We start from the raw sequence: 22,797 nt of genomic DNA on the forward strand, positions 1-22,797 counted from the left end.
CAATACAAGATATTAGTGGGCTAAGCTACGATAAGCTGTTTCATCAAAACCGGCAATAAATCCTGTAGAGGTTGCCAAGATTGGACGTTTGATTAAACTGGTATGGGTGGTTAATGCATTAATTAAGGCATTTTCACTTGACAGGGTGGCCTGTTGCTCTTCTTCACTGAGTTTACGCCAGGTAGTGCCTTTCTTGTTCAGAACCACGTCCTGACCCAAGGCATCCAGCCAGGTTTTGACGGTTTCAGCATCGATGCCCTGTTTTTTATAATCATGAAATTCATAACTCAGACCTTGCTCCGTCAGCAGATCAAAGGCTTTTTTCATCGAACTACAATTTTTAATTCCGTAAATTTTTAACATAGCTGCCATCTAAAAAATTTAAATCATGAACTAGCTTAACCAAATTGGCAGCAGCAAACCATGCAAAAGCAAATGAAAAAAAAGAAAAAATTTTAAATACCAGAAAAGTCATGTCATCAAAATGACATCAAGCAGCTTTAACATAAGCAGCAAGAAAAAGAACAATCTAAATAATAAGAAAAATAAAAATTTGGGAATAATAGAAATAGAAAACCCGCATTTAATCATCCTGATCATGCGGGTCTCAATCCAACGTCCAATGTCACATCCATGCAAAACAAGCTAAATCTATAGTCTGTTTTATTTTCGTCCTACGGCGTCCTGTCCTTATGTTATCGTCCTGACATGTCCTTGTGCCGTAACGCTATAATGCTATGTTATTACATTAAGATAAACCCAAAAAATACGTCATGTCATGTAAGAGATAAGCCTTAATTGAGTGAACGTATGTTCACTCAATTAAATAATGAAGATTATAGTTTGTAGTCGATGATCACGGGGGCATGGTCGCTAAACCATTGTTCTTTATAGACCCAGGCATTAACGGTACGCTCTTTCCAGTCCGGAGAGCAGGCATGATAATCAATCCGCCAACCAACATTCTTGGCACGCGCCTGTCCACGGTTTGACCACCAGGAGTATAATTCGGCTTCTTTGCGGACTTCACGGAAAGTATCGACATAACCAAGCTCATCGTAGATATGATCTAGCCAGGCACGTTCGTGCGGTAAACAGCCCGAGGCTTTCTGGTTACCCGACCAGTTTTTAATATCGATACGTTTATGCACGATATTGTAGTCACCGCAGACAATCACCGATTTATTTTCATCGCGCCACTGTTTCAGGATTTTTGCGTATTCTTCCAGAAAGTGATCTTTACGCGCTTGTGCTTCATCGCCTGATGAACCCGAAGGCAGATACAGGGAACAGATCTGTACAGTTTGTTCTAGACCCAAGTTAAATTCAGCGGCAATAAAACGGCCTTGTGAATCGGCCAGTTCAAAACCCAAGCCATCGGTCAGAGACACAAAAGGCAGACGGCTATAAATGGCAGTACCGGCATAACCCGGACGCTCGGCAGGAAACAGGTGCGTGTACCAGCCTTCAGGCTTGAATTTATCGGTCCACTGCGCATGCGTGATCCGGCTTTCCTGCATGCAAATCACGTCGGCATCCGACTGTTCCATCCATTCTAATAGACCTTTGGTGACAGATGAGCGTAAGCCGTTGACATTAATTGAAACGACGCGAAGAATTTTTTGATCACCTGGATAGCTACTCTTTGGTATCATGCGCAAGTCTTACCTTAATTAATGGATTTAGGAGCACCTCATGTCAACGCCAGCTCAGTTTAACCCACAAGCTTTTATCGAACTCGCATTATCACGCGGTGTGCTTAAATTTGGTGAGTTTACTTTAAAATCGGGACGTGTGAGTCCCTATTTTTTTAATGCGGGTCTGTTGAATGATGGTGAAGCCTTGACACTGCTGGCTTCTGGCTATGCTGAAAAACTGACTGAATGTGACCATGTTGAAGTGATTTTTGGCCCTGCATATAAAGGCATTCCTTTTGTGGCAGCAACTGCTGTGGCTCTGTCGCAAAATCATGGGGTAAGTGTGCCGTGGGGTTTTAACCGCAAGGAAGCCAAAGACCATGGCGAGGGTGGCGTATTGGTCGGTGCTTCTGTAGCAGGTAAAAAAGTCTGGATCATTGATGACGTAATTACCGCAGGCACAGCGATTCGTGAAGTTGTCACCATCCTGAAAAATGCCGGTGCCCAAATTGCCGGTGTACTCGTGGCGCTTGATCGTCAGGAAAAAGGTCAGGGTGATTTATCTGCGATTCAGGAAGTACAGCAAGAGCTTGAGATTCCTGTACATGCCTTAATTACCATGAAAGATTTAATGGATTATCTGGAAGCGAAAGGCGACCTAGAAGCTTTGGAAAAAATGGAAGATTACCGTGTTAAATACGGGATCTAAGCCTAGATTGGCATAGAAAAGGAAGCTTGAGCTTCCTTTTTTTGTAGATGTTCAATTTGCTAAACATTTGAAATTTATTATCTCTGTCTATTCTTGTAAGCATTGGCTTACATCAATTCCAGCACTTTGCGGCTGTTTTGAATAGTGGAAATTTCCTATGATAGCTTTAACAGGAACAGGAGGTTCCACACAAGAATAACAATAGATAAATACAAGGAAAGTAAGGTACGACAGGAGTTATACCAAGCGAACCCATACGGAAAGCCCCTGGCAGGATGCTAGGGGTTTTTCATTTTTATCTTTTATAAAGTCCCACTGAGCAGCAGTGATTCAGAAACATGATTCTTAAAAATTCATTGTTAATGAGCTAAATAGAGGAGCAGAAAACCTTTCACCAAAATTATGAATCTTCAGAGCTAAAAAAAGCACCTGAAGGTGCTTTTTCTTATTGCTGGGCTAAATTATAGCGCAACGATATTGATCGCATTTGGACCTTTTTGACCATCAACCACGCTAAAAGAAACGCGTTGACCTTCAAACAAAGTTTTGAAACCAGAACTGCTGATTTCTTTGAAATGAGCAAAAACGTCAGGACCTGATTCTTGTTGAATAAAACCAAAACCTTTAGTTTCGTTAAACCATTTTACTGTACCGGTAACTGTAGTAGACATAATATAACCTGTTAAATTTTAATAATTTTAGTCATAGAAATGACTATGGATAACTTGGAAAAACAATAAGAATTGAAATAAAGATCTGAAAAAACTGAGGATTATAAATAATACTGCGGCACTTAAAGAAGCTTAACTAAACAACGCTTTTTTCTAGTTAAACACAGCATAGCCTAAATCAGAAAATATTCAAGTTTTTTATATTTATTATTTATTTTTCTTATAAAAGTGGCTCAGTTCTTCTTTTTTTAAAAATTTCAAGCTGGTTTTGCCTTGAGCTTTATCGGTTGAATTTGAGCTCTAACGAAGCTAAACAATGAAATACACGTTGTGTTTGTGTTACTTTATGTTAATCAGAATCGTTCAGTACTCAGCAAGATTTTACTAAGTCAGTGTATTTTATAACTTTGGGTAAATTAATATCTGTAGCTTTAAGATAGTTATCGTCATTGCTCATGTATAAAAATCCACCTATATTAAAACTCAATTGGAAAAATTAACTATAAGAATTTCTTAATTTTAATTTAAAACCAAATACGAGTGAGTCTCATGGATTACTGGAACAGTGTGTTACTTATATCCATCATCACCATGGTTGGACTGGCCATGATCATCCTGTTCGTCGGATGTAAAATGTGGAAGAACTTGGTGGTCACTTTACTGATTGCCACCTTGATTGGATTTCTGATTGTATGTGCAATCAATTTTGTTTTTGGCGATCGTCTTCAATTTCTATGGGGTGCCCCTGAGACTGGCGATAGCAATTTTATGCTGGAAATGGGGCTGATGAGCCTGTTAATTGGCGGCGTGAGTACCTTTATCATTATGTTAGGCACTTTGGTGGCTAAAAGTAATAGTAGAAATCAAGGCGATGAAGACTAGTTTTTCGCAAAATAACAAGTCTCTTAATGAGTGGGAAAGTGCAGAAAAGCATCGCATGTACAGTTCATAGGCTTAAAAAATCTTTCTCAGTCAAATGTATAGTGCCATAGCGCTACGGGACATGAATGGCGTTTCACATCCCGTAGCTGCATAATTTTCTGTATCAAAAATTTAGAACATCATTCTTAGACCTGCACCATAGATCCAGCCTTTTTCTGAATCAGAACTTTGCTGCCAGGCTGTCTGTTGGTTGCCTTTGCTGTATTCATAACCGACTTCCAGATAAGGCATGAGCTTTTTGCTCAGTTCATAGCGTGTTTCCAGACCCAAGGTTGCATGACTAAGACCAGTTTTTTTCGCATTCGCTGCCTGATCATTCAGGATGACATCCAGTTCGACAAAGGGCTGCATAATCAGTTTCTGCGTCAATAACAGGTCACGCTCTGTTTCCAGTTTTAATCCGACAAAGTCATCTTCACCGACATAAACATGAGCATCCGTTTCGAAAAAGTAGGGGGCCAGGCCATGTAGCCCAAATACTGCATCGAAGCGCTCGTTCTGCTGTTGTGTAGCAGGCTCGGCTAAATTTTCCTGTCGATAGCGCACCCCGGTCTGCACATCCCAGAAATCGGAAATATTTCGGCTATACAGCACTTTGGCATCATATTCGGCCTGATGCGATTCATGTTTGTCGGCTTCTAGCTTGAGGAAGATTTTATTTTCATCCGTGCCAATTCTGACTTGGTTCTTGGACTTGAATGCCCCATTTCCCTCTGAACTATGCTGCCATTTCTGGTCCAGAATAATCTGGCTATAAATCTGTGCACCATGTTCTTTACGATGATCATGTTCGCTGGCAGAACTGACTGAATTTTGTGGTGTGCTCAGCGCCTGCTGTTGATGTGATAACTTTGGTGGTTGATAGGATGTGGCATCTGCAGTTTCAGTATGCTGTGCGTGGTCATCAGCCATGTTTTGCATGGCATGATGCCCGCTATGATGCTGATGTTCATTATGACCCGTATGCTCGCTAGAAGCTGCCGCAAAAATACTCAGACTGCTTAGGGTAAGCGCACTGCTGAGTACTGACTTTAGAAAAAGATTAGTGATGTGCATGGCTTTCTCCTTGAGCAGCTGCTGGTTTTGACGGCATTTTTTGTGAAGAAGGGTGAGATACTTGATCTTCGTCAACCTGTGCCACAATCAGCTTGTTCATCATGCCGGCACTCATGTGATAGAGCAGATGGCAGTGAATCGCCCATTCTCCCAGTTCGTCAGCCGTGAGCAGGGTAGTCACCGTTTTCCCAGGCGGCACAATCACGGTGTGTTTATTTGGCATATTTGCAGCAGACTGACCATTTTCCAGCTGCATAAACATGCCATGCAAATGCATCGGATGGGCCATCATGCTGTCATTGATAAATTTCAGCCGGATCCGCTCGCCATATTTCACTTGAAGTGGCTCGGCATCACTGAATTTTTTACCATTAATGGTCCAGATGTAGCGCTCCATGGTTCCACCCAGACGAATTACCAGTTCACGTTCTGCTGCACGGGTATCAGGTTGCGGTGTCAGGGCTTTGAGGTCTTGATATTGCAAGGCTTTGTGCCCTGCAGGCGTAGACATATTGGCCCAGCCCTCAACCGGCTGATGAGGCTGATTGGTTCCGGATATGGCATTATGACTTGCATGCATGTCGTGCTGGGCATGTTGATCATGTTCACTTGTGGCAGTCTGCATGGTCTGACTGCTGTGTGTGTCATGTGACATGTCATGTTGTTCGCCATGTCCCATATCTTCCATGGTCAATAAGGCACGAGGGCGCGGTGTTGGTAATTGAACCGGAGCCGGGGCTTTACTTGAATCAGTTGCCTGATGCAGACTGCCAATGGCAAAGCCTGAGCGGTCGATCGATTCCGCTTCAATCTGGTAATGCGCTGCAGTGGGTTCCACAATCACATCATAGGTTTCAGCGGTTCCGATACGGAATTCATCTACATTGACCGGCTGCACCGGTTGTCCATCGGCACTGACCACGGTCATTTTCAGCTGGGGAATACGTACATCGAAAAACGACATGGCAGAAGCATTGATGAAACGCAGGCGGACTTTTTCATTGGGCTGGAACTGGCCACTCCAGTTTTGTTGCGGCGTTTTTCCATTGACCAGAAAGGTATAACCGGTAACATCAGATAGGTCGGTTTTCAGCATACGCATCTGGTTCCACATCTTGCGGTCTGACCAGGTGGCCTTCAGGCCATCACGTTTCACCTGCTGGAGTACATCGCCCAAGGTTTCACGCTGGTTCTGATAATATTCGGCCGATTTTTTTAAATTGTTCTGAATCTGCTGGCTGCCCTGTTCGTGAAAATCCGACAGCATCACCACATAATCCCGCTCGGTTTGTTCATGTGCAGGTAGCGATGTCTGGGCTTTGGGGCGAATCACCAAGGCGCCATAGAGGCCATCCTGTTCCTGACCTTTGGAATGTGCGTGATACCAGTAGGTGCCGTTTTGACGAACCTTGAAGCGATAAGTAAAAGACTGTTTCGGTTTGATGCCCTGAAAACCGTTAAATCCGGGGACACCATCCATCAGCCCGGGCAGGAGCAGGCCATGCCAGTGCAGTGAGGTATCCTGATTGTTCAGGTTGTTTTGTACATGAATGACTGCATCATCACCTTCTTCGAATTCCAGCAAGGGTGCAGGGAATTTTCCGTTTACAGTGATACGCTTGACCGTCTTTCCGGTGAGATTGATCGGGCTTTCATCAATGACCAGATGATATTCTTTTACGGCTGCAAACAAGGCAGACGACGAGATGAGACCGAAGCCCAGACACAGGCTTTGACTGATTTTAAGCAACATAACTTAATCCTTAATGAATAAAAAAATTTAAAAATTCAGGATCAAGCTTTGGGTGGGCGCAGGATTTCTTGCCAGTAACCGACAAGGTGCTGGGCATGGTAAGCAGGGAGGAGGGTTTTTTCCGGATAACCGTGATCAGGCACGCTTAACTCGGGCGTTGTAATGGGCAGGCTGGTGACCAAGTTCTGGCAGGCCATAGTGCCACAATCCAGACAATCTGATGACTGCTGGGTGCTGTCACTGACACAGTCCGGCTGAATCAGTTCCTGATCTTGATGAGGATCAGTCTTATGCAGCGAGTGAGAAGCAGAGGGTTTTGTCATTTCCAGACAATGAGGATTCGTTTTTTCAGACGGCATAACCAGATGCATGGTGTTTGCAGATGCGACAGACACACTGCTCCAGCCTATGGCAAAAACCACAAGCATCACCAACCAGATCTGTTTGACGAGCCGTATGAGCAAAAGTACACCCTGAAAAAATGCGCTGCATGTTTGAGCAATAAAAGCATAAACGCAGTAACTCAAATTAGCAAATTCTGGACAAGATTATTTTTTAGGTCACCTACATACTACTTTTTTCATAGGTTCAGGTTTCAGTTTCGCACTTTTCGCATTTTTTACAGTCTAGCAGCATCCCGAGTTTTTCTTTACGTCCTTGCTCGGTCATCACCCATGGGCGATTTTGCCAGGGCGGGGTATGCCGCACATGCTGGCCATGTCCGCAGGCCAGCTCTGCAACCCAATGCTGTTCCTCATCCAAGTGAAAACCGATAATGGCCTGTTGCATGGCAAACCTCCTGTGGGCTCAATCTGTCTCAGTACCTATATAAAATAAGTTATGCAAAATCACCATAAACAAAAGAATCGACACAAGCTATACTCCTTGCCAAGTCATTTTTTGAAAAAGAGCAGAGACACATGCGCGTACTTGTTGTGATGGATCCCATTGAAAATGTAAACCTGAAGAAAGACTCAACCATGGCCATGCTATGGGCAGCCGCACGTCGTGGGCATGAACTCGGTTATGCATTGCAGCAAGATTTATATATCGATCAAGGCAAGGCCTTTGGTCTGATCGCGCCGTTACAGGTATTTGAAGACTACGACCATTATTATGAACTTGGCGAAAAACAAAAAGAGTCGATCGCTGCTTATGACGTTGTCTTGATGCGTAAAGATCCGCCTTTTGATATGAACTTCGTCTATACCACTTATATTCTGGAGCAGGCAGAGCGCGAAGGGGCATGGATTATCAACAAGCCGCAAAGCCTGCGTGACTGTAATGAAAAACTGTTCGCGACCCAGTTCCCGCATCTGCAAGTTCCGACCTTGGTGACTTCGCAGCAAAGCCTGATTCGTGAATTTCTCAAAGAACAGGTCGATGTGATTGTAAAACCGCTGGATGGCATGGGCGGCACCGGGATTTTCCGCCTGTATCAGGATGGCATCAACATCGGTTCAACCATTGAAATGCTGACCAATAATGGTACCCAGCCGATCATGGCGCAGCGTTATATTCCGGAAATTGTCGAAGGCGATAAACGCATCCTGATGATTAATGGCGAGCCAGTGCCGTATTGTCTGGCCCGTATTCCGCAAAATGGTGAAGTGCGCGGTAATCTGGCCGCGGGTGGTCTGGGCGAGGCGCGCCCACTGACTGAAACTGATAAGGCCATTGCAGCAAAAGTAGGGCCGTATCTCAGAGAAAAAGGTCTGGTCTTTGTAGGGCTGGATGTGATCGGAAATTATGTCACTGAAATTAATGTAACCAGTCCAACCTGTATCCGTGAAATTGATGCCCAGTTTGGTACTTCGATTGCGGATGATCTGTTTGCTGTGCTGGAAGCAGGTCAGGCCAATCAGGTTTAAAGGCAGCATTAGGTGAAAGAAGAGTCTGCTTGCAGGCTCTTTTTATCTTTTTATTTAGGGTAACGCTTAAATAAAAATGCCGTCATTACCATGCCCAGCATCGAAAGGCAGACAGTGATAATGGCAAGATTGGCCCAGTATTGGGTGGCAGATATCAGCGCAGCGCTCAGGGTCGGTATAAAAAACTGTGCGCAGGCTGAAATTTGTAAAACCACACCCACACTGGCTGCTGCTGCATAGGCACGTGGTGCATAGTGCAGGGTAATCGCAAAAAACAGTGGTTGGGATCATCCCGCCAATCAGTGAAAACAGCAAGGCACTGACAACCTGCAATTCAAATGAGAGCCAGGCATTTGCAGCAAACACCAGACCACTGCTGCAGAGCATTGCTACAAATCCGGTACTCCATAAGGTGTGCGGTCTATAACCCTGTTGCAGCAACATGCCTGCGCCAAAAGTGCCCCCCAGATTGGCCAGCACGACTATCGAGACCAGCATCCCTGCGCGTTTTAAGTCCAGCCCCTGTTCGACATACAGCGTAGGCAGGAAGCCCGTGACAGTAATCCATTGACTGGTATAACAGGCAAAAATAATCGCCAGACAAATAATGGGAGGATGGGTCAGGGTAATTTGAACAATCTGCCAGAATGAGGTGTTTTCCGTAGCTGCCTGGAAAGAATCTAGCTGTGTTACCAGGACAGGTTCAATATTTAAATATTGTTTGATCATGCCAGCAATAACCAGGCACAGGCAGCCCAAAATGGCCCAGATCGTTTGCCAGTCCAGATATTCAAGCAGGAGAGGAATCGTTAATACGGCCAGACTGACACCGATGCCCATATAGGAACTCCAGAGTCCCATCTTGAAATTCAGTGTTTCAGCGCGGCTGGTACGTTTTAAAATGGCTGGCGCACACAAGGCGATGGTTAAAAATCCGATTCCTTCCATAAAACGCAATACATATAAAGTGGCAGGCTGCGTAATCCAAAGCCCGGCAAGACTGCTTAGCCCTAAAATGATTAAGGCCATGATCAGGCAGCGCTTTAATCCCATTTTTTCCGAGAAGGCGCCAATGCATAGCGCAAACAGCGTTCCGGCAGCCTGCACCAATGCTAATGAAAAACCAGCCTGAGTAAAACTCAGGTTTAAATCCTGCTGCAACACAGGAATCACGGCCGAAAGTTTGCCGACATGGATCGCAGCCAGATAACCGGCCAAGATAATCCATACATCACGACATGAGATTTTTGACATCTATCCGAACTGAGTCCATTTAAAGCATCTGCTTGTACATCAAGCATCATTCATATATAGATATGAATAGCATGAAACTTTTATAAAATTGATAGGATTTAAGCCTAAGATTATCGGCCAATGATAAGAGAGGAGGTGAACGGGAGAAAACGGAAGACCGCTGTAAATAAAGCGCTCTTCGTGGCAAAGTTATTGATAATATAATGAGAAAACTATTTAAAATTGATATGATATGTCACTTAAGTCGAAGGAAAAGTGCAGACCTTATAAATAAAACGAGTCTAAACTTGAAGTTTGCGTGAAAAAAACAATTAAAGCCTTGTTGAAATAAAGTAAATAAACTTTCATGGCCTGAGGTTTGTGATTACAATTGATTACTTAAATCAGACTTCCTGCTCCATTTTTTGAATTGAAGAATTAAACCGTGACCGAAGCTCAGCAAAAACAGCCTAAACATGTCATGATGATGGCCGCAGGTACAGGTGGACATGTGTTTCCAGCGTTAGCTGTTGCCAAAGATTTACAACAAAAAGGTATACAGGTTTCATGGTTGGCCACGCCCGTAGGCATGGAAAACCGCCTGTTAAAAAACCAGAATATTCCCATTTATCAGATCGATATTCAAGGTGTGCGTGGCAATGGTTTTGTGCGTAAAGCCTTGGCGCCTTTTAAAATTATGAAAGCCACCTTAAGTGCCATGAAATTCATGAAACAGCTTCAGGTCGATGCCGTGGCAGGCTTTGGTGGTTATGTGGCAGGCCCGGGTGGTTTGGCTGCGCGTATCTTAGGTATTCCGGTGCTGATCCATGAACAGAATGCAGTTGCCGGTTTTACCAATACCCAATTGTCGCGTGTGGCAAAGACGGTGTGCCAGGCTTTTCCAAATACCTTTCCGGCCCAAGATAAAGTCGTGACTACGGGTAATCCGGTACGACAGGAAATTAGCGAAATTTTAAATCCATCCTGGCGTTATCAGGAGCGTGACAAGGCAGGATTGCCCTTACGTATTCTGATCGTTGGTGGGTCTTTGGGGGCGCAAGCCTTAAATGAACGGGTTCCGGAAGCTTTAAAGCAACTCAATGTGCGATTAAGCGTCTATCATCAGTGTGGGCAAAACCATGCCGAGGCGACCCGGGCACGTTATGAAAATGCACCGGCCAGTCTACAAGTTGAAGTACAGCCTTTTATTGAGGATATGGCCAAAGCCTATTCTGATGCCGATCTGGTGATTTGCCGTGCCGGGGCTTTGACCGTCACTGAAATTGCCACTGCCGGGGTGGCTGCGATTTTTGTGCCGCTTCCAAGCGCAGTGGATGATCACCAGACGGCCAATGCCGGTTTCCTGGCCAATATCAATGCGGCAAAGATTTGCCCGCAGGCCACGATGACCCCGGAAAGTTTAACAACATTATTAGAGCCGATGCTGAATCGCCAGCTGTTAATGGAAATGGCCGTGAAAGCACGCCGACAGGCTCAACCCGATGCGACTCAACATGTGGTCCGTTTAATTCAAGAATTGTAATCCGAGTAAACTATGTCTCCAACAACCCCAGCTGAACAAGCGAAAAAGTTAATCAAAGTGCCGGAAATGCGCCGTATCAAACACATTCATTTTGTGGGGATCGGTGGCGCAGGCATGTGTGGTATTGCGGAAGTGCTGAAAAACCAGGGCTATAAAGTTTCCGGTTCAGATATCAAGGCATCCAATACCACCGCACAGCTGGAAGCGAATGGCATTAAAGTCTATATCGGACATACTGCAAATAATATTAAGGGCGCCAACGTGATCGTGGTCTCTACCGCGATTGATAAAGAAAATCCGGAAATTAAAACCGCGATTGAAAACCGTATTCCTGTGGTTCGCCGTGCGGAAATGCTGGGTGAACTGATGCGTTACCGTCATGGAATTGCCGTTGCCGGCACGCATGGCAAAACCACGACCACCAGTCTGATCACCTGTATGCTGGCTGAAGAAAACATGGATCCAACCTATGTGATCGGTGGTTTGCTGAACCGTACCGGTATGAACGCAGCCTTGGGCGCCAGCCGCTATATCGTGGCCGAAGCCGATGAGTCAGATGCTTCTTTCCTGCACCTGGAACCGATGGCTGCTGTGGTAACCAATATTGATGCCGATCATATGGATACCTATGGCGGTAGCTTCGATGTCCTGAAAGATACTTTTATCCAGTTCCTGCAAAAACTGCCATTTTACGGCTTGGCTGTAGTCTGTGGTGATGATGCCAATATCCGTGAAATCATGCCGCGGATTGCACGTCCGTTACTGACTTATGGCTTCAATGAGGACAATGACATCCGCGCAGTAGATGTTGATCAGGATGGCATGCAAACCCACTTTACCGTATTGCGTAAAGAGCGTGAGCCATTGCGTGTAACGGTCAACCAGCCAGGTTTGCATAATGTGCTGAATGCCTTGGCCGCGATTGGTATAGCAACCGATGAAGGTGTGTCTGATGCTTCAATCTGCCGTGCACTGGAAGGTTTCAGTGGTGTGGGTCGTCGCTTTGAGGTTCAGGGTGAGTTTGCGATTGAGGGCGGTGACGTGAAACTGGTGGATGACTATGGTCATCATCCAAAAGAAGTCGAAGCGACGATTAAAGCTGCGCGTCAGAGTCATCCGGACCGTCGTCTGGTAATGATGTTCCAGCCACACCGTTATAGCCGTACCCGTGACTGTTTTGATGATTTTGTGGAAGTGCTTTCTACTGTAGACCAGTTATTGTTGCTGGATGTTTATCCTGCCGGTGAAAAACCGATTGTCGGGGCGGACAGCCGTACTTTGGCCCGCAGCATTCGCTTACGTGGTGAAGTCGAGCCGATTCTGGTTGATGCGACGGACGGCAACCTGAATCAGATCATGAGAAAAGTATTGCAAGCAAATGACTTGTTATTAACCCAGGGCGCAGGTAATGTTGGAGCAATCTCAGTCGAACTTGCACAAAATCACTTATATATAAAATAGTCATCTTGTGTGACTGAATTGAATTGACCAGATTGAAAAAAGTTTAAGGATATAAACGTGTCAAATGCTTCAAAATTCGGAAAAGTTGCCGTGTTGCTTGGTGGTAAATCTGCAGAGCGTGAGGTTTCTCTAGACAGTGGTACGGCGGTACTTGAGGCATTAGTGCGTTCAGGGGTCAATGCGGAAGCGTTTGATCCTCAGGAGCGTAGTGTCACAGAACTGGTAAATTATGATCGTGCTTTTATTGTATTGCATGGACGTGGCGGGGAAGATGGCCAGATCCAGGGCGCACTGGAATGGTTAAACGTGCCGTATACCGGTACCGGTGTACAAGGTTCTGCGATCGGCATGGACAAGGTCAAGACCAAGCAGGTCTGGCAGGGTTCGGAATTGCCGACAGCACCGTATCGCATTGTCACCAAAGACTCTGATGCGAACGACATTGTTAATGCTTTAGGCTTGCCTTTGATTATCAAGCCGGTACATGAAGGTTCCAGTATCGGCATGAGTAAGGTTGAGAAAATTGAAGATTTTGCAGAAGCAATTACCAAGGCAACTGAACATGATGCTGTGGTGATGGCAGAAAAATGGATTACCGGTCGTGAATATACCATTGTGGTTTTAAATGGTCAGGCGCTGCCGGTGATTCGTCTTGAACCGCCTCAAGATGTTGCCTTCTATGACTATGAAGCGAAATATCAGCGTAATGATGTGCAATATGGCATTCCATGTGGTTTAAGCGAAGCTGAAGAGCAACAGTTAAAAGCCTTGAGTTTGCGCGCATTCCAAGCAGTCGGTGCCAGTGGTTGGGGCCGGATTGATGCCATGCAGGATGAACAGGGCAACTTCTGGTTGCTTGAAGTCAATACCGTACCGGGCATGACCAGTCACTCACTGGTGCCAAAAGCGGCAGCTGCAGTCGGATACAGTTTTGATGAGCTGTGTGTCGCGATTCTGGAACAGACCTTGACTGGTTCGGCACACTAAATATGGCTCAACTTCCTGTTTCCATGCGCCGTAAACGTGCTGCGATTACTTCAATTCACGACAAGCCGCCGACACGCAAAGAAAAGCTGACCAATTTTGGTGGCTGGTTATTGTTGTGTATTGCGGTATTGGTGCTGGCCTTTGGAATATTGGGCTTATATAAAGTCATGACCAATAGTGACGTGGCAGAGCTGGGCGTGATAGGTACGCGCTCGGCTGCTGAACAGCGTCAGGTTATGCAATATGTGTCACCGATTGTGACCGAAAACTATTTTACTTCAGATCTGGAAGCGATCCGCGATCGTACTCTGGAATTATCCTGGGTGGATCGGGTCGTGGTGTCCCGAGCCTGGCCAAATGGCATTCGGGTGCGGGTGATGCCGCATCATGCAATTGCACGTTGGGGAACAGGGCGTTTATTGAGTGACAGTGGTGTTATTTTCACTGAAGTCATACCCAAGAATTATCAGGCATTACCGTTGCTACATGGGCCAGCGAGCCATGCAGAAACCATGATGCGTCGTTATAATGAAATTAATCAGTTATTTTTGCCACAAGGCATTCGTCTAAAAGAATTATATCTCACCGAGCGAATGACCTGGTTTATGCAGTTTGATTCGGGTTTAAGAATAATTGTGGATAAAGACCAGACTATGAGCAAATTACAACGCCTGAGCCATCTGTCTCAGAGCGATTTAAAGCCGGTCTGGTCTAAAATTTCGGCCATCGACCTGCGTTATCGCAATGGATTGTCGATACAGTGGAAAAATTCAATTCCGCCTAAAATTGTAAATGGACATTTTATTGTAACCATTGATGACACGGGCGTTGAGAATAAGGTAACAGTAAAGCCATAATGACCGGCTTTAAAAAATAGAGGCATTTAAAGCCATAAATCTAACAAACACGTAATGGTAGTAGTGAATAATGAGTGAAGCTGTTCCCTCGGTTGTGGCGATTGACATTGGGACACACAAAGTTTCAGTTTTGATTGGCAAGGTACACGCGCCAGACAATATCCAAGTGATTGGTATGGCCACCGCTCGTAACCGAGGCATGAGTAAAGGGAAAATTGTCAGTCTCGATAAAGTTATTACTGCAATTAAAAATGCCGTTCAAGAAGCAGAAGATATGGCGGAATGTCGTGTACATTCTGCCTGGGTCTCTATTCCAAGTGCCGAATTAAAAAGCTTTTATGCTTCAGGTCGCACCTCGATCGACAATAGCGAGCATGCGATTACCACCAGTGAAGTGGTGCGTGCACTGGAATTGGCTAAAGCTAGTCATTTGACTTCAGATCATTATCTGGTCAGTGCTGTGCCTCTGGGTTTTGAGCTGGACGACTCACCGGAATGGGTGTTAAACCCGATTCGGATGTCGGCACATAGCATGACCGGACACTATCATTTGATGATGCTGCCGATCAGTACCATGCAGAATATTGATCGCGCCCTGAAAGGTGCCAATATTGGTGTAGAAAAAATGGTGGTGTCGAGCTTGGCTACTGCTGAAGCCAGCCTGCTGAAAGACGAAAAAGAATATGGCGTATGCTTAGTAGATATCGGTGCCGGCACGACCAATGTTGCAGTGTATGTGGATGGTCGTTTGGCCTTAACCCATACCTTCCAACGTGGCGGTGAACATGTGACCCGTGATATTGCAGCAGTATTGCAAACCACGACCGAAGAAGCTGAACGTCTGAAATTATTGTATGGCTGTGTCGACCTGAAAGTGGTCAAGCCTGACCATATGATTCAGTTCCAGGGGATTGATGGGCCACAAACCATCAGCCGGATTGAACTGACTGAAATTATTATGGCTCGTTATGAAGAAATTCTGGGTCTGGTACGTGATGAGCTGGTGAAAAATGGTGCCATCCAGGGCTTGTATCATGGTGTGGTATTGACCGGTGATGCCAGTCATATCGAAGGGATGGTGAGTTTTGTTCGCCGTACCATGGGGGTCTCGGCGCATTTAGGTAATCCGCCGACTCAGGTGTATGCAGACGAACAACATCAGGCTGCTTTACGTCGCTCGCAATATAGTACGGTGGCTGGCTTGCTGATGTTTAGTCAGAGTGATACCCAGGACACGATTGTGGAACAGGATGATGTAGAGCGGTTGTCATTGGCTAAGCGGGTCAAAAGAGCCTTGTTTGGCTTTAATGACACCCTGAAATCAATCTTTTAAGTCGATTTTTATTGTGAATATTGTTGGGAAGATGTAGTTAATCGGGCTTGTACTTGACAAGTGAACGCATGAGCAGCATTCTTAAAAACAATTTTATTAAGATTAAGGCAGTATACGGGCTTAGTGACTGCCAATTATGAATTAGGAATTTTATAGGTCATGGCCTCATTTGAATTTTTCGAAGACGATCATAGCGATAGCAATGGTCAAGCCCGTTTCACTGTATTTGGTGTAGGTGGTGCGGGTGGTAATGCGGTACAACATATGTTGCAGTCCGATATCCAGGGCGTAAAATTTGTTTGTGCCAATACGGACAAACAGGCATTGGATCGTATGGAAGCCGAATTTAAAATTCAGCTGGGCGAGCAAAGTACCCGTGGTCTGGGTGCAGGTGCAAATCCGCAAGTCGGCCAGACCGCAGCAGAAGAAAGCCGTGAACTGATTCGCCAACAGCTTGAAGGGACCGATATGGTCTTTGTAACTGCGGGTATGGGCGGTGGTACCGGTACCGGTGCAGCGCCAGTGGTTGCTGAAATTGCGAAAGAAATGGGTATTCTGACCGTTGGTGTCGTGACCACGCCATTTAACTTTGAAGGCAAACGCCGTCTACAGTCTGCTGAAAAAGGGATTGAAGCGCTAGAGCAGCATGTAGACTCATTAATCATCATTCCAAACCAGCGTCTATTGAAAGTCTTCCGTGATATTTCAATGAAAGATGCCTATAAAAAAGCGGATGATGTATTGTTGAATGCAGTACGCAGTATTTTTGATTTGGTAGTCCGTCCTGGCCATATCAACCTTGACTTTGCTGACTTAAAAACAGCCATGAGCACTCGTGGTTATGCCATGATGGGTGTCGGTCTGGGTCGTGGTGAGAACCGTGCACGTCAGGCTGCTGAGCAGGCAATCCGTAGTCCATTACTCGACAACGTGACTATCATGAATGCCAAAGGCATTCTGATCAACGTGACTGGTGGCGATGACGTGACTTTCGGTGAAATTGAAGAAATTACTGATGTCGTGAACCAGATTGTCGATTTAGATGAGGGTCAAGTGTTCTACGGTACCGTTTTTGATCCGGATGCGCGTGATGAAATCAGCGTGACTGTGATTGCAACAGGTCTCACCCGTCATGCAGCGGATTCAGTTGAACCGACCAAACGTACTAATGTACAGGCAACTCGTCCAGCAGCAGCTGCACAGGCTGTGGTGGAAGATGATGATGTACCGGCAATTCAGCGTCAGCAGCATGAAACAGGTGCAGCAGCGAATCCAGCGGCGGCTTCAGTTTCTAGCCCGCGCCCAACGCCAATGAGCATTCAGGATTATCTTAAGAATCAACAGCGTAAATAACATGTAACATCATGTGTTTAGCTAGATTAGACAGGAAAGGTGGCTTTTAAGCCACCTTTTTGTTTTTTATCAATAGCCAAATATGCTAACGTATAGCGGTTTTATAGATGAACAGATGATAAAAGCATGTTGAAACAACGTACCCTGAAACGTGTCGTGAAAGCGAGCGGAATCGGTCTTCACAGTGGGCAAAAAGTCATGATTAACTTTGTGCCGCACCATGCCGATGGGGGAATTGTGTTTCGTCGTATTGACCTGAATCCGCCAGTCGACATTCCTGCCGATGCCATGCTGATTCAAGAAGCCTTCATGTGCTCGAACCTGGTTCAGGAAAATGCCAAAGTAGGCACCATTGAACATGTCATGAGTGCGATTGCTGGTCTAGGCATTGATAACCTGATTATTGAAGTGTCGGCCTCTGAAGTCCCGATTATGGATGGCAGTGCAGGTCCGTTTATTTACCTGCTCATGCAGGGCGGTTTGCAAGAGCTGGATGCCGCTAAAAAATTCGTCAAGATTATTAAACCGGTTGAAGCACTCATTGATGACAAACGTGCCATTTTTAGCCCACATGAGGGCTTTCAGCTGAATTTCACCATCGATTTTGATCATCCTGCCTTTAAAAAAGAACATCAGTCCGCCAGTATCGATTTTTCTACTGAAACCTTCGTTTATGAAGTCAGTGAAGCGCGTACCTTTGGGTTTATGAAAGATCTGGATTATCTCAAAGCCAATAATCTGGCGCTGGGTGCCAGCCTGGAAAATGCCATTGGTGTAGATGAAACCGGGGTCGTTAATGAAGAAGGTTTACGTTTCTCGGACGAATTTGTACGTCATAAAATTCTGGATGCCGTGGGTGATTTATACCTGCTCGGGCATCAGATTATTGCCAAATTTGATGGTTATAAATCTGGACATGCCTTGAATAATCAACTTTTACGCAATGTGAAAAGTGATCCAAGCTGCTATGAAATTGTAACATTTGATGACGAAGCCAATTGTCCAATCATGTATGTGAATGTGACATAAGTCATTGTGTTTGTGTCTTTATGTTTTTGTTATTGCTTTAATACTGTGATACACATCACATAATGTTTGCTTTTTAATTTATTACATTTGATTGCTATGTTACTTTTTATTGCTTGCCAAACGTAGTAAAGCTTGGCTAAGCTTAGGGTCGCTTATAAAGTCAGCAGCACTACGAAGTAATTCCTGTGTTTCTGCATTTAAGGCTCTTTCAGGTGTTGCTGAAACAGGTGATGTTTGCGAAGGATTCCGCAAGCAAACTTGAAGTTTAGTGAGATCTGTTAATTCATTTATTTGAGAGAGTTGTGAAATGTATTGCTTTTGAAGATAGGCCAATTGACTGATCATGGCCTGGTTTTCACCGGTAATCGTTAACACACCATTTTGATAGCAGACAACTTGCCAGCGTTCCGGTTGGGGCAATAGCGGTTGTACGAGTTTCGTAAGTTTCTGCCAGGCAGCGACTTGTGATGAGAGAAACGAAAAGTTTCCTGTTTTTATCTGTTTTCTTGTTTGTTGAAAAACGTTGACAGGTTCCGACATACATGATTCCTACATATTTATGTCTTAATCTTATGCGCTTCTTTTAGTGGATATCAAGGATAGAGATCTTCAAGGAACTCGATTAAAGCAGTTTAGAGAGGTTTTTTATGCATATGCGACGTATTTTGTTGGCATTTTCTTTATCAGTTTCAGCGGCTTCGGTTGCGTTCGCAGATTTAGTCAATCTAAATCAAGAAAATGGTTCAACAGATCGTATCGAGCAATTGACGCGTACTCTGGCACAGGGTGCATATACTCATCCAGATGATATCGATATTCCAGCACAGACTAAATTGAATGTTCAACTTCGTGAGAAACCAGTTGAACTGAACAATCGAACGCTTGCTCAGAAGTATGCCAATACTTCATCCAATAAAGTGGCAGCAAACAGTGCTTATTCTTGGCTAATTTCTCATCCTTTACCTAATTCTCGCGTAAGTTCAAATTACGGTGGTCGTACCATGAGTGGCCGTGCTGAAAATCATTCAGGCCTTGATCTTGCAGCGCCAAGTGGTACACCAATCTATGCAACAGGTCCAGGAATTGTGACCAAATCAGGTTGGGGCACAGGTTATGGTCAATACGTTGAAATCAATCATGGCAATGGCTATTTAACGCGCTATGCCCATGCTTCACGTCTTATTGCACGTGTGGGAGAGCAGGTGCAAGCAGGTGATCATATTGCCAACGTTGGCTGTACTGGTCGCTGTACCGGTCCACACTTACATTATGAAGTAGTAAAAGACGGTCAACGTAAAAACCCATCTACTTATTTGGCCATGTTACCTTAAGTATAGACCTGAATAACAAGAAGCATCTCTATACATAAAAACCTCCAATAAGCATTTTAAAGCGTTTAAACTGCAGGCTCTTCAAGTCAACTTGAAGGGCTTTTTGTTTTATCACTTTTAAGTCTCATATTATCACCAACTATTATAATGATTGTATAATAAATCGCCTTTATTGACTATTTTTTGTTATGTAGTGTAATTATACGTCACCCATCATTTAGTTCCTAAATAGTACTGCTAAATCGCATTCAGCTAAGGCCATACCTGCAGAGGTCTTAAATATGGTACATATAAGACATTAGATTAGGCTTTTAGGAACTGTAGATTATGGCGTTTTATGGCGATACAGACGCGCAAGAAACCCAAGAATGGCAAGATGCATTTGACTCTGTTTTGCAGCACATGGGCACTGAGCGTGCAGCATTTTTGTTAGAAAAACTTTATCAACGCGCAATTGCAAAGCATGTTCCTATTCAGCGTTTAAATACTCCCTACTTAAATACGATTTCTGTTGAAGAACAGCCTGCAATGCCAGGCGACCAGGACATGGAGCGCCGTATTCGCGCGCTGATCCGCTGGAATGCCTTGGCAATGGTATTACGCGCGAATAAAACCGGTGACGATCTCGGTGGTCACCTAGCGAGTTTTGCTTCTTCCGCAACCCTTTATGATGTGGGCTTTAACCACTTCTTCCGTGCCAACAGCGACAGCTTTGGCGGCGACATGATCTATTATCAAGGTCACTGTGCACCGGGTATTTACGCGCGTTCATTTTTAGAAGGCCGTTTGACTGAAGAGCATCTGAATAATTTCCGTCGTGAAGTGGGTGGTAAAGGTTTGCCATCTTATCCGCATCCTTATTTGATGCCGGACTACTGGCAGTTCCCGACCGTATCGATGGGTCTGGGTCCAATCATGTCAATTTATCAGGCACATATCCAAAAGTACCTGATGAACCGTGGCCTGATTAAAGAAGAAGATCGTAAGGTTTGGGCTTATCTGGGTGATGGTGAGATGGACGAGCCGGAAAGCTTGGGTGCAATTTCTCTGGCAGGTCGCGAAAAGCTCGACAACCTGATTTGGGTAGTGAACTGTAACTTGCAACGTCTGGATGGTCCGGTACGTGGTAATGGCAAGATCATTCAGGAACTTGAGTCATTATTCCGCGGCGCAGGCTGGCGTGTGATTAAAGTTGTGTGGGGCCGTCATTGGGATCCACTACTGGATAAAGATAAATCCGGTGCACTGAAAGCAGTGATGGAAGAAGCAGTTGATGGCGATTTCCAGCGTTACCAGGTAAAAGGTGGTGCTTACGCGCGTGAAAAGTTCTTCGGCAAATATCCAGAAGCAGCTGAGTTGGTTAAAGACTTAAGCGACGAAGATATTGATAATCTGAACCGCGGTGGTCACGACCCGTACAAAGTCTTTGCTGCTTATGCCGAAGCATGTACGGCCAAAGGTCAGCCGACCGTGATTCTGGCAAAAACCGTGAAAGGTTATGGTTTGTCGGAAGAAATCGAAGCAGTCAACAAAACTCATCAAATCAAGAAGATGCAAATCAATTCCTTGAAATATGTGCGTGATCGTTTCAACCTTCCTTTCACCGACGAACAGCTTGAAGAAGTACCGTTCTACCGTCCAAGCGAAAATTCCCCTGAATTGAAATATATGAAGGCACGTCGTGAAGCGCTAGGTGGTTACCTGCCTGCACGTCGTAAGGAAAGCGAACAGCTAGCGATTCCTGGACTTTCAGTATTTGATTCGGTCTTGGCCGGTTCAAATGGTAAAGAACAATCGACCACGATGGTGATGGTGCGTTTAATCTCTGCACTTCTTAAAGAGAAAGCGATTAAAGACCGTGTTGTGCCAATCGTGCCTGATGAAGCCCGTACTTTCGGTCTGGAAGGGATGTTCCGTCAGCTCGGTATTTATGCCGCGCATGGCCAGAAATATACCCCGGAAGACCAAGAACAGCTGATGCATTACCGTGAAGCCAAAGACGGTCACATGTTGCAGGAAGGGATTAACGAAGCCGGTGCGATGAGTGCATGGGCAGCATTGGCGACCAGTTATTCAACCAATAACCTGCCAATGATTCCGATGTACATGTACTACTCGATGTTTGGTTTCCAGCGTATCGGTGATATTGCATGGGCAGCCGGCGATGCACAGGCACAAGGTTTCTTGCTGGGTGCAACCGCAGGTCGTACTACACTGAACGGTGAAGGCTTGCAGCATCAGGATGGTCATTCACACATCTTGGCCAATACCATTCCAAACTGTGTCTCTTATGACCCATGTTTCGGTTATGAATTGGCAGTGATCGTGCATGACGGTTTACAGCGTATGTATGTGAACCAGGAACGTGTGTTCTATTACCTGACCGTGATGAACGAAAACTACGAGCATCCGGAAATGCCAAAAGGTGTTGAAGAAGGCATTAAGCGTGGTATGTACTTACTGGAAGAAGATGAAAAAGCCACTGTTCAGTTACTGGGCTCAGGTGTAATCCTGCGTGAAGTGATCAAGGCGGCGAAGATTCTGCGTGAAGAATATCAAATTCATTCAAATGTCTACAGCGTGACCAGCTTCAATGAACTGGCACGTGACGGTATGGCATGTGAAGAATACAACCGCTTGCATCCGCTGGCTGAAGACGTAAAAGAAGCATGGGTATCGAAACAGCTTCGCGGTACTGAAGGTATCGTCGTGTCTGCAACCGATCATATGCGTGCTTATAGCGAACAGATTCGTGCTTATCTTCCAGATGGCCGTCCATTCGTAGCATTGGGTACTGACGGTTATGGCCGTTCAGATACACGTGCCAACTTGCGTAGTTACTTCGGTGTTGATGCTGCCCATATTGTAGTAGCAACCCTGAAAAAACTGGCAGATGAAGGTGAAGTTGATGCGCGTCTGGTAAAAGATGCGATCTCGACTTTCGAGCTTGATACAGATCGTCCAGTGGCTTGGACACCTCAAGAAACCCCATCTGTACATGCTGTTGCTGACTACAAAGAGGAGAACTAAG

20 protein-coding genes and 1 pseudogene are annotated in these 22,797 nt (G+C 45.1%); 12 read left to right on the top strand and 9 right to left on the bottom strand.

Features of this window, described 5'->3' with window-relative positions; translation table 11 throughout:
- Positions 1-12: 12 nt before the first annotated feature.
- Together F891_RS00490 and F891_RS00495 are read right to left on the bottom strand one after the other, a co-directional pair.
- The gene (locus F891_RS00490; protein WP_005105344.1) at positions 13-363 is read right to left on the bottom strand and encodes a Spx/MgsR family RNA polymerase-binding regulatory protein; all 351 of its coding nucleotides are present in this window, start codon (positions 361-363) and stop codon (positions 13-15) included.
- A 473-nt stretch (positions 364-836) separates the two neighbouring features.
- Positions 837-1,655 carry an exodeoxyribonuclease III gene (locus tag F891_RS00495; RefSeq protein WP_005105345.1) on the bottom strand — a complete coding sequence of 273 codons (819 nt, stop codon included), beginning with the start codon at positions 1,653-1,655 and terminating at the stop codon, positions 837-839.
- Positions 1,656-1,695: 40 nt separating this feature from the next.
- Here F891_RS00495 and pyrE point away from each other — a divergent pair, with 40 nt between their 5' ends.
- A complete protein-coding gene (gene pyrE, locus F891_RS00500) occupies positions 1,696-2,346 on the top strand; it encodes an orotate phosphoribosyltransferase (RefSeq protein WP_005261544.1) in 651 nt (216 codons plus the stop codon).
- A 461-nt stretch (positions 2,347-2,807) separates the two neighbouring features.
- Here pyrE and F891_RS00505 read toward each other — a convergent pair whose 3' ends face one another.
- Complete coding sequence (locus F891_RS00505) at positions 2,808-3,017, bottom strand: cold-shock protein (protein WP_004281299.1); 210 nt, start codon at positions 3,015-3,017, stop codon at positions 2,808-2,810.
- A gap of 549 nt (positions 3,018-3,566) precedes the next feature.
- On the opposite strand from F891_RS00505, the gene F891_RS00510 reads away from it, so the two are divergent.
- Entirely contained in the window at positions 3,567-3,899 is a 333-nt protein-coding gene (locus tag F891_RS00510) for a hypothetical protein (protein WP_005105347.1), read from the top strand.
- Between the two features lie 171 nt (positions 3,900-4,070).
- Here the strand turns inward: F891_RS00510 and F891_RS00515 are convergent, their stop codons facing one another.
- From F891_RS00515 to F891_RS00530, 4 genes are all read right to left on the bottom strand, one after another.
- Positions 4,071-5,015 carry a copper resistance protein B gene (locus F891_RS00515; protein WP_005105348.1) on the bottom strand — a complete coding sequence of 315 codons (945 nt, stop codon included), beginning with the start codon at positions 5,013-5,015 and terminating at the stop codon, positions 4,071-4,073.
- A complete protein-coding gene (locus F891_RS00520; RefSeq protein WP_004647231.1) occupies positions 5,002-6,768 on the bottom strand; it encodes a copper resistance system multicopper oxidase in 1,767 nt (588 codons plus the stop codon). Before F891_RS00520 ends, F891_RS00515 begins: the two co-directional genes overlap by 14 nt.
- 41 nt (positions 6,769-6,809) lie before the next feature.
- Positions 6,810-7,232, bottom strand: a complete 423-nt coding sequence (locus F891_RS00525) for a hypothetical protein (protein WP_005105349.1) — start codon at positions 7,230-7,232, stop codon at positions 6,810-6,812.
- Between the two features lie 124 nt (positions 7,233-7,356).
- On the bottom strand, positions 7,357-7,557 hold the full coding sequence (locus tag F891_RS00530) for a DUF3565 domain-containing protein (RefSeq protein WP_004281307.1): 201 nt from the start codon (positions 7,555-7,557) through the stop codon (positions 7,357-7,359).
- A 131-nt stretch (positions 7,558-7,688) separates the two neighbouring features.
- Here F891_RS00530 and gshB point away from each other — a divergent pair, with 131 nt between their 5' ends.
- Positions 7,689-8,639 (top strand): glutathione synthase, encoded by a 951-nt coding sequence (gene gshB, locus F891_RS00535; RefSeq protein ID WP_004281308.1) that lies wholly within the window; start codon positions 7,689-7,691, stop codon positions 8,637-8,639.
- 50 nt (positions 8,640-8,689) lie between these two features.
- Here gshB and F891_RS00540 read toward each other — a convergent pair.
- Positions 8,690-9,893 (bottom strand): annotated as a pseudogene (locus tag F891_RS00540) (CynX/NimT family MFS transporter).
- Between the two features lie 424 nt (positions 9,894-10,317).
- Between F891_RS00540 and murG the strand changes: the two are divergent.
- The 7 genes from murG (at position 10,318) to lpxC (ending at position 18,435) form a co-directional block, all read left to right on the top strand.
- Positions 10,318-11,415 carry an undecaprenyldiphospho-muramoylpentapeptide beta-N-acetylglucosaminyltransferase gene (gene murG / locus F891_RS00545; RefSeq protein ID WP_004647235.1) on the top strand — a complete coding sequence of 366 codons (1,098 nt, stop codon included), beginning with the start codon at positions 10,318-10,320 and terminating at the stop codon, positions 11,413-11,415.
- A 12-nt stretch (positions 11,416-11,427) separates the two neighbouring features.
- Positions 11,428-12,876: a UDP-N-acetylmuramate--L-alanine ligase gene (gene murC, locus F891_RS00550; protein WP_004647236.1), complete on the top strand. Its 1,449-nt coding sequence runs from the start codon at positions 11,428-11,430 to the stop codon at positions 12,874-12,876.
- 57 nt (positions 12,877-12,933) lie between these two features.
- The gene (locus F891_RS00555) at positions 12,934-13,863 is read left to right on the top strand and encodes a D-alanine--D-alanine ligase (protein ID WP_004647237.1); all 930 of its coding nucleotides are present in this window, start codon (positions 12,934-12,936) and stop codon (positions 13,861-13,863) included.
- Between the two features lie 2 nt (positions 13,864-13,865).
- Positions 13,866-14,720 (top strand): cell division protein FtsQ/DivIB, encoded by an 855-nt coding sequence (locus tag F891_RS00560; RefSeq protein ID WP_004647238.1) that lies wholly within the window; start codon positions 13,866-13,868, stop codon positions 14,718-14,720.
- Positions 14,721-14,790: 70 nt separating this feature from the next.
- Positions 14,791-16,053 carry a cell division protein FtsA gene (ftsA, locus tag F891_RS00565; protein WP_004647239.1) on the top strand — a complete coding sequence of 421 codons (1,263 nt, stop codon included), beginning with the start codon at positions 14,791-14,793 and terminating at the stop codon, positions 16,051-16,053.
- 159 nt (positions 16,054-16,212) lie between these two features.
- The gene (gene ftsZ, locus F891_RS00570) at positions 16,213-17,406 is read left to right on the top strand and encodes a cell division protein FtsZ (RefSeq protein WP_004647240.1); all 1,194 of its coding nucleotides are present in this window, start codon (positions 16,213-16,215) and stop codon (positions 17,404-17,406) included.
- Positions 17,407-17,532: 126 nt separating this feature from the next.
- Positions 17,533-18,435, top strand: a complete 903-nt coding sequence (gene lpxC / locus F891_RS00575) for a UDP-3-O-acyl-N-acetylglucosamine deacetylase (protein ID WP_004647241.1) — start codon at positions 17,533-17,535, stop codon at positions 18,433-18,435.
- Positions 18,436-18,534: 99 nt separating this feature from the next.
- Here lpxC and F891_RS00580 read toward each other — a convergent pair whose 3' ends face one another.
- Positions 18,535-18,975, bottom strand: a complete 441-nt coding sequence (locus tag F891_RS00580) for a DciA family protein (RefSeq protein WP_004647242.1) — start codon at positions 18,973-18,975, stop codon at positions 18,535-18,537.
- A 107-nt stretch (positions 18,976-19,082) separates the two neighbouring features.
- Here F891_RS00580 and F891_RS00585 point away from each other — a divergent pair, with 107 nt between their 5' ends.
- Both F891_RS00585 and aceE read left to right on the top strand, forming a co-directional pair.
- Positions 19,083-19,766: a M23 family metallopeptidase gene (locus F891_RS00585; protein ID WP_005261553.1), complete on the top strand. Its 684-nt coding sequence runs from the start codon at positions 19,083-19,085 to the stop codon at positions 19,764-19,766.
- A gap of 327 nt (positions 19,767-20,093) precedes the next feature.
- A complete protein-coding gene (gene aceE / locus F891_RS00590; RefSeq protein WP_005261554.1) occupies positions 20,094-22,796 on the top strand; it encodes a pyruvate dehydrogenase (acetyl-transferring), homodimeric type in 2,703 nt (900 codons plus the stop codon).
- The last annotated feature ends 1 nt before the right edge of the window (position 22,797 follow it).

It is taken from the genome of Acinetobacter sp. CIP 101966 (assembly GCF_000369725.1).
Lineage (GTDB): Bacteria > Pseudomonadota > Gammaproteobacteria > Pseudomonadales > Moraxellaceae > Acinetobacter > Acinetobacter lwoffii_Q.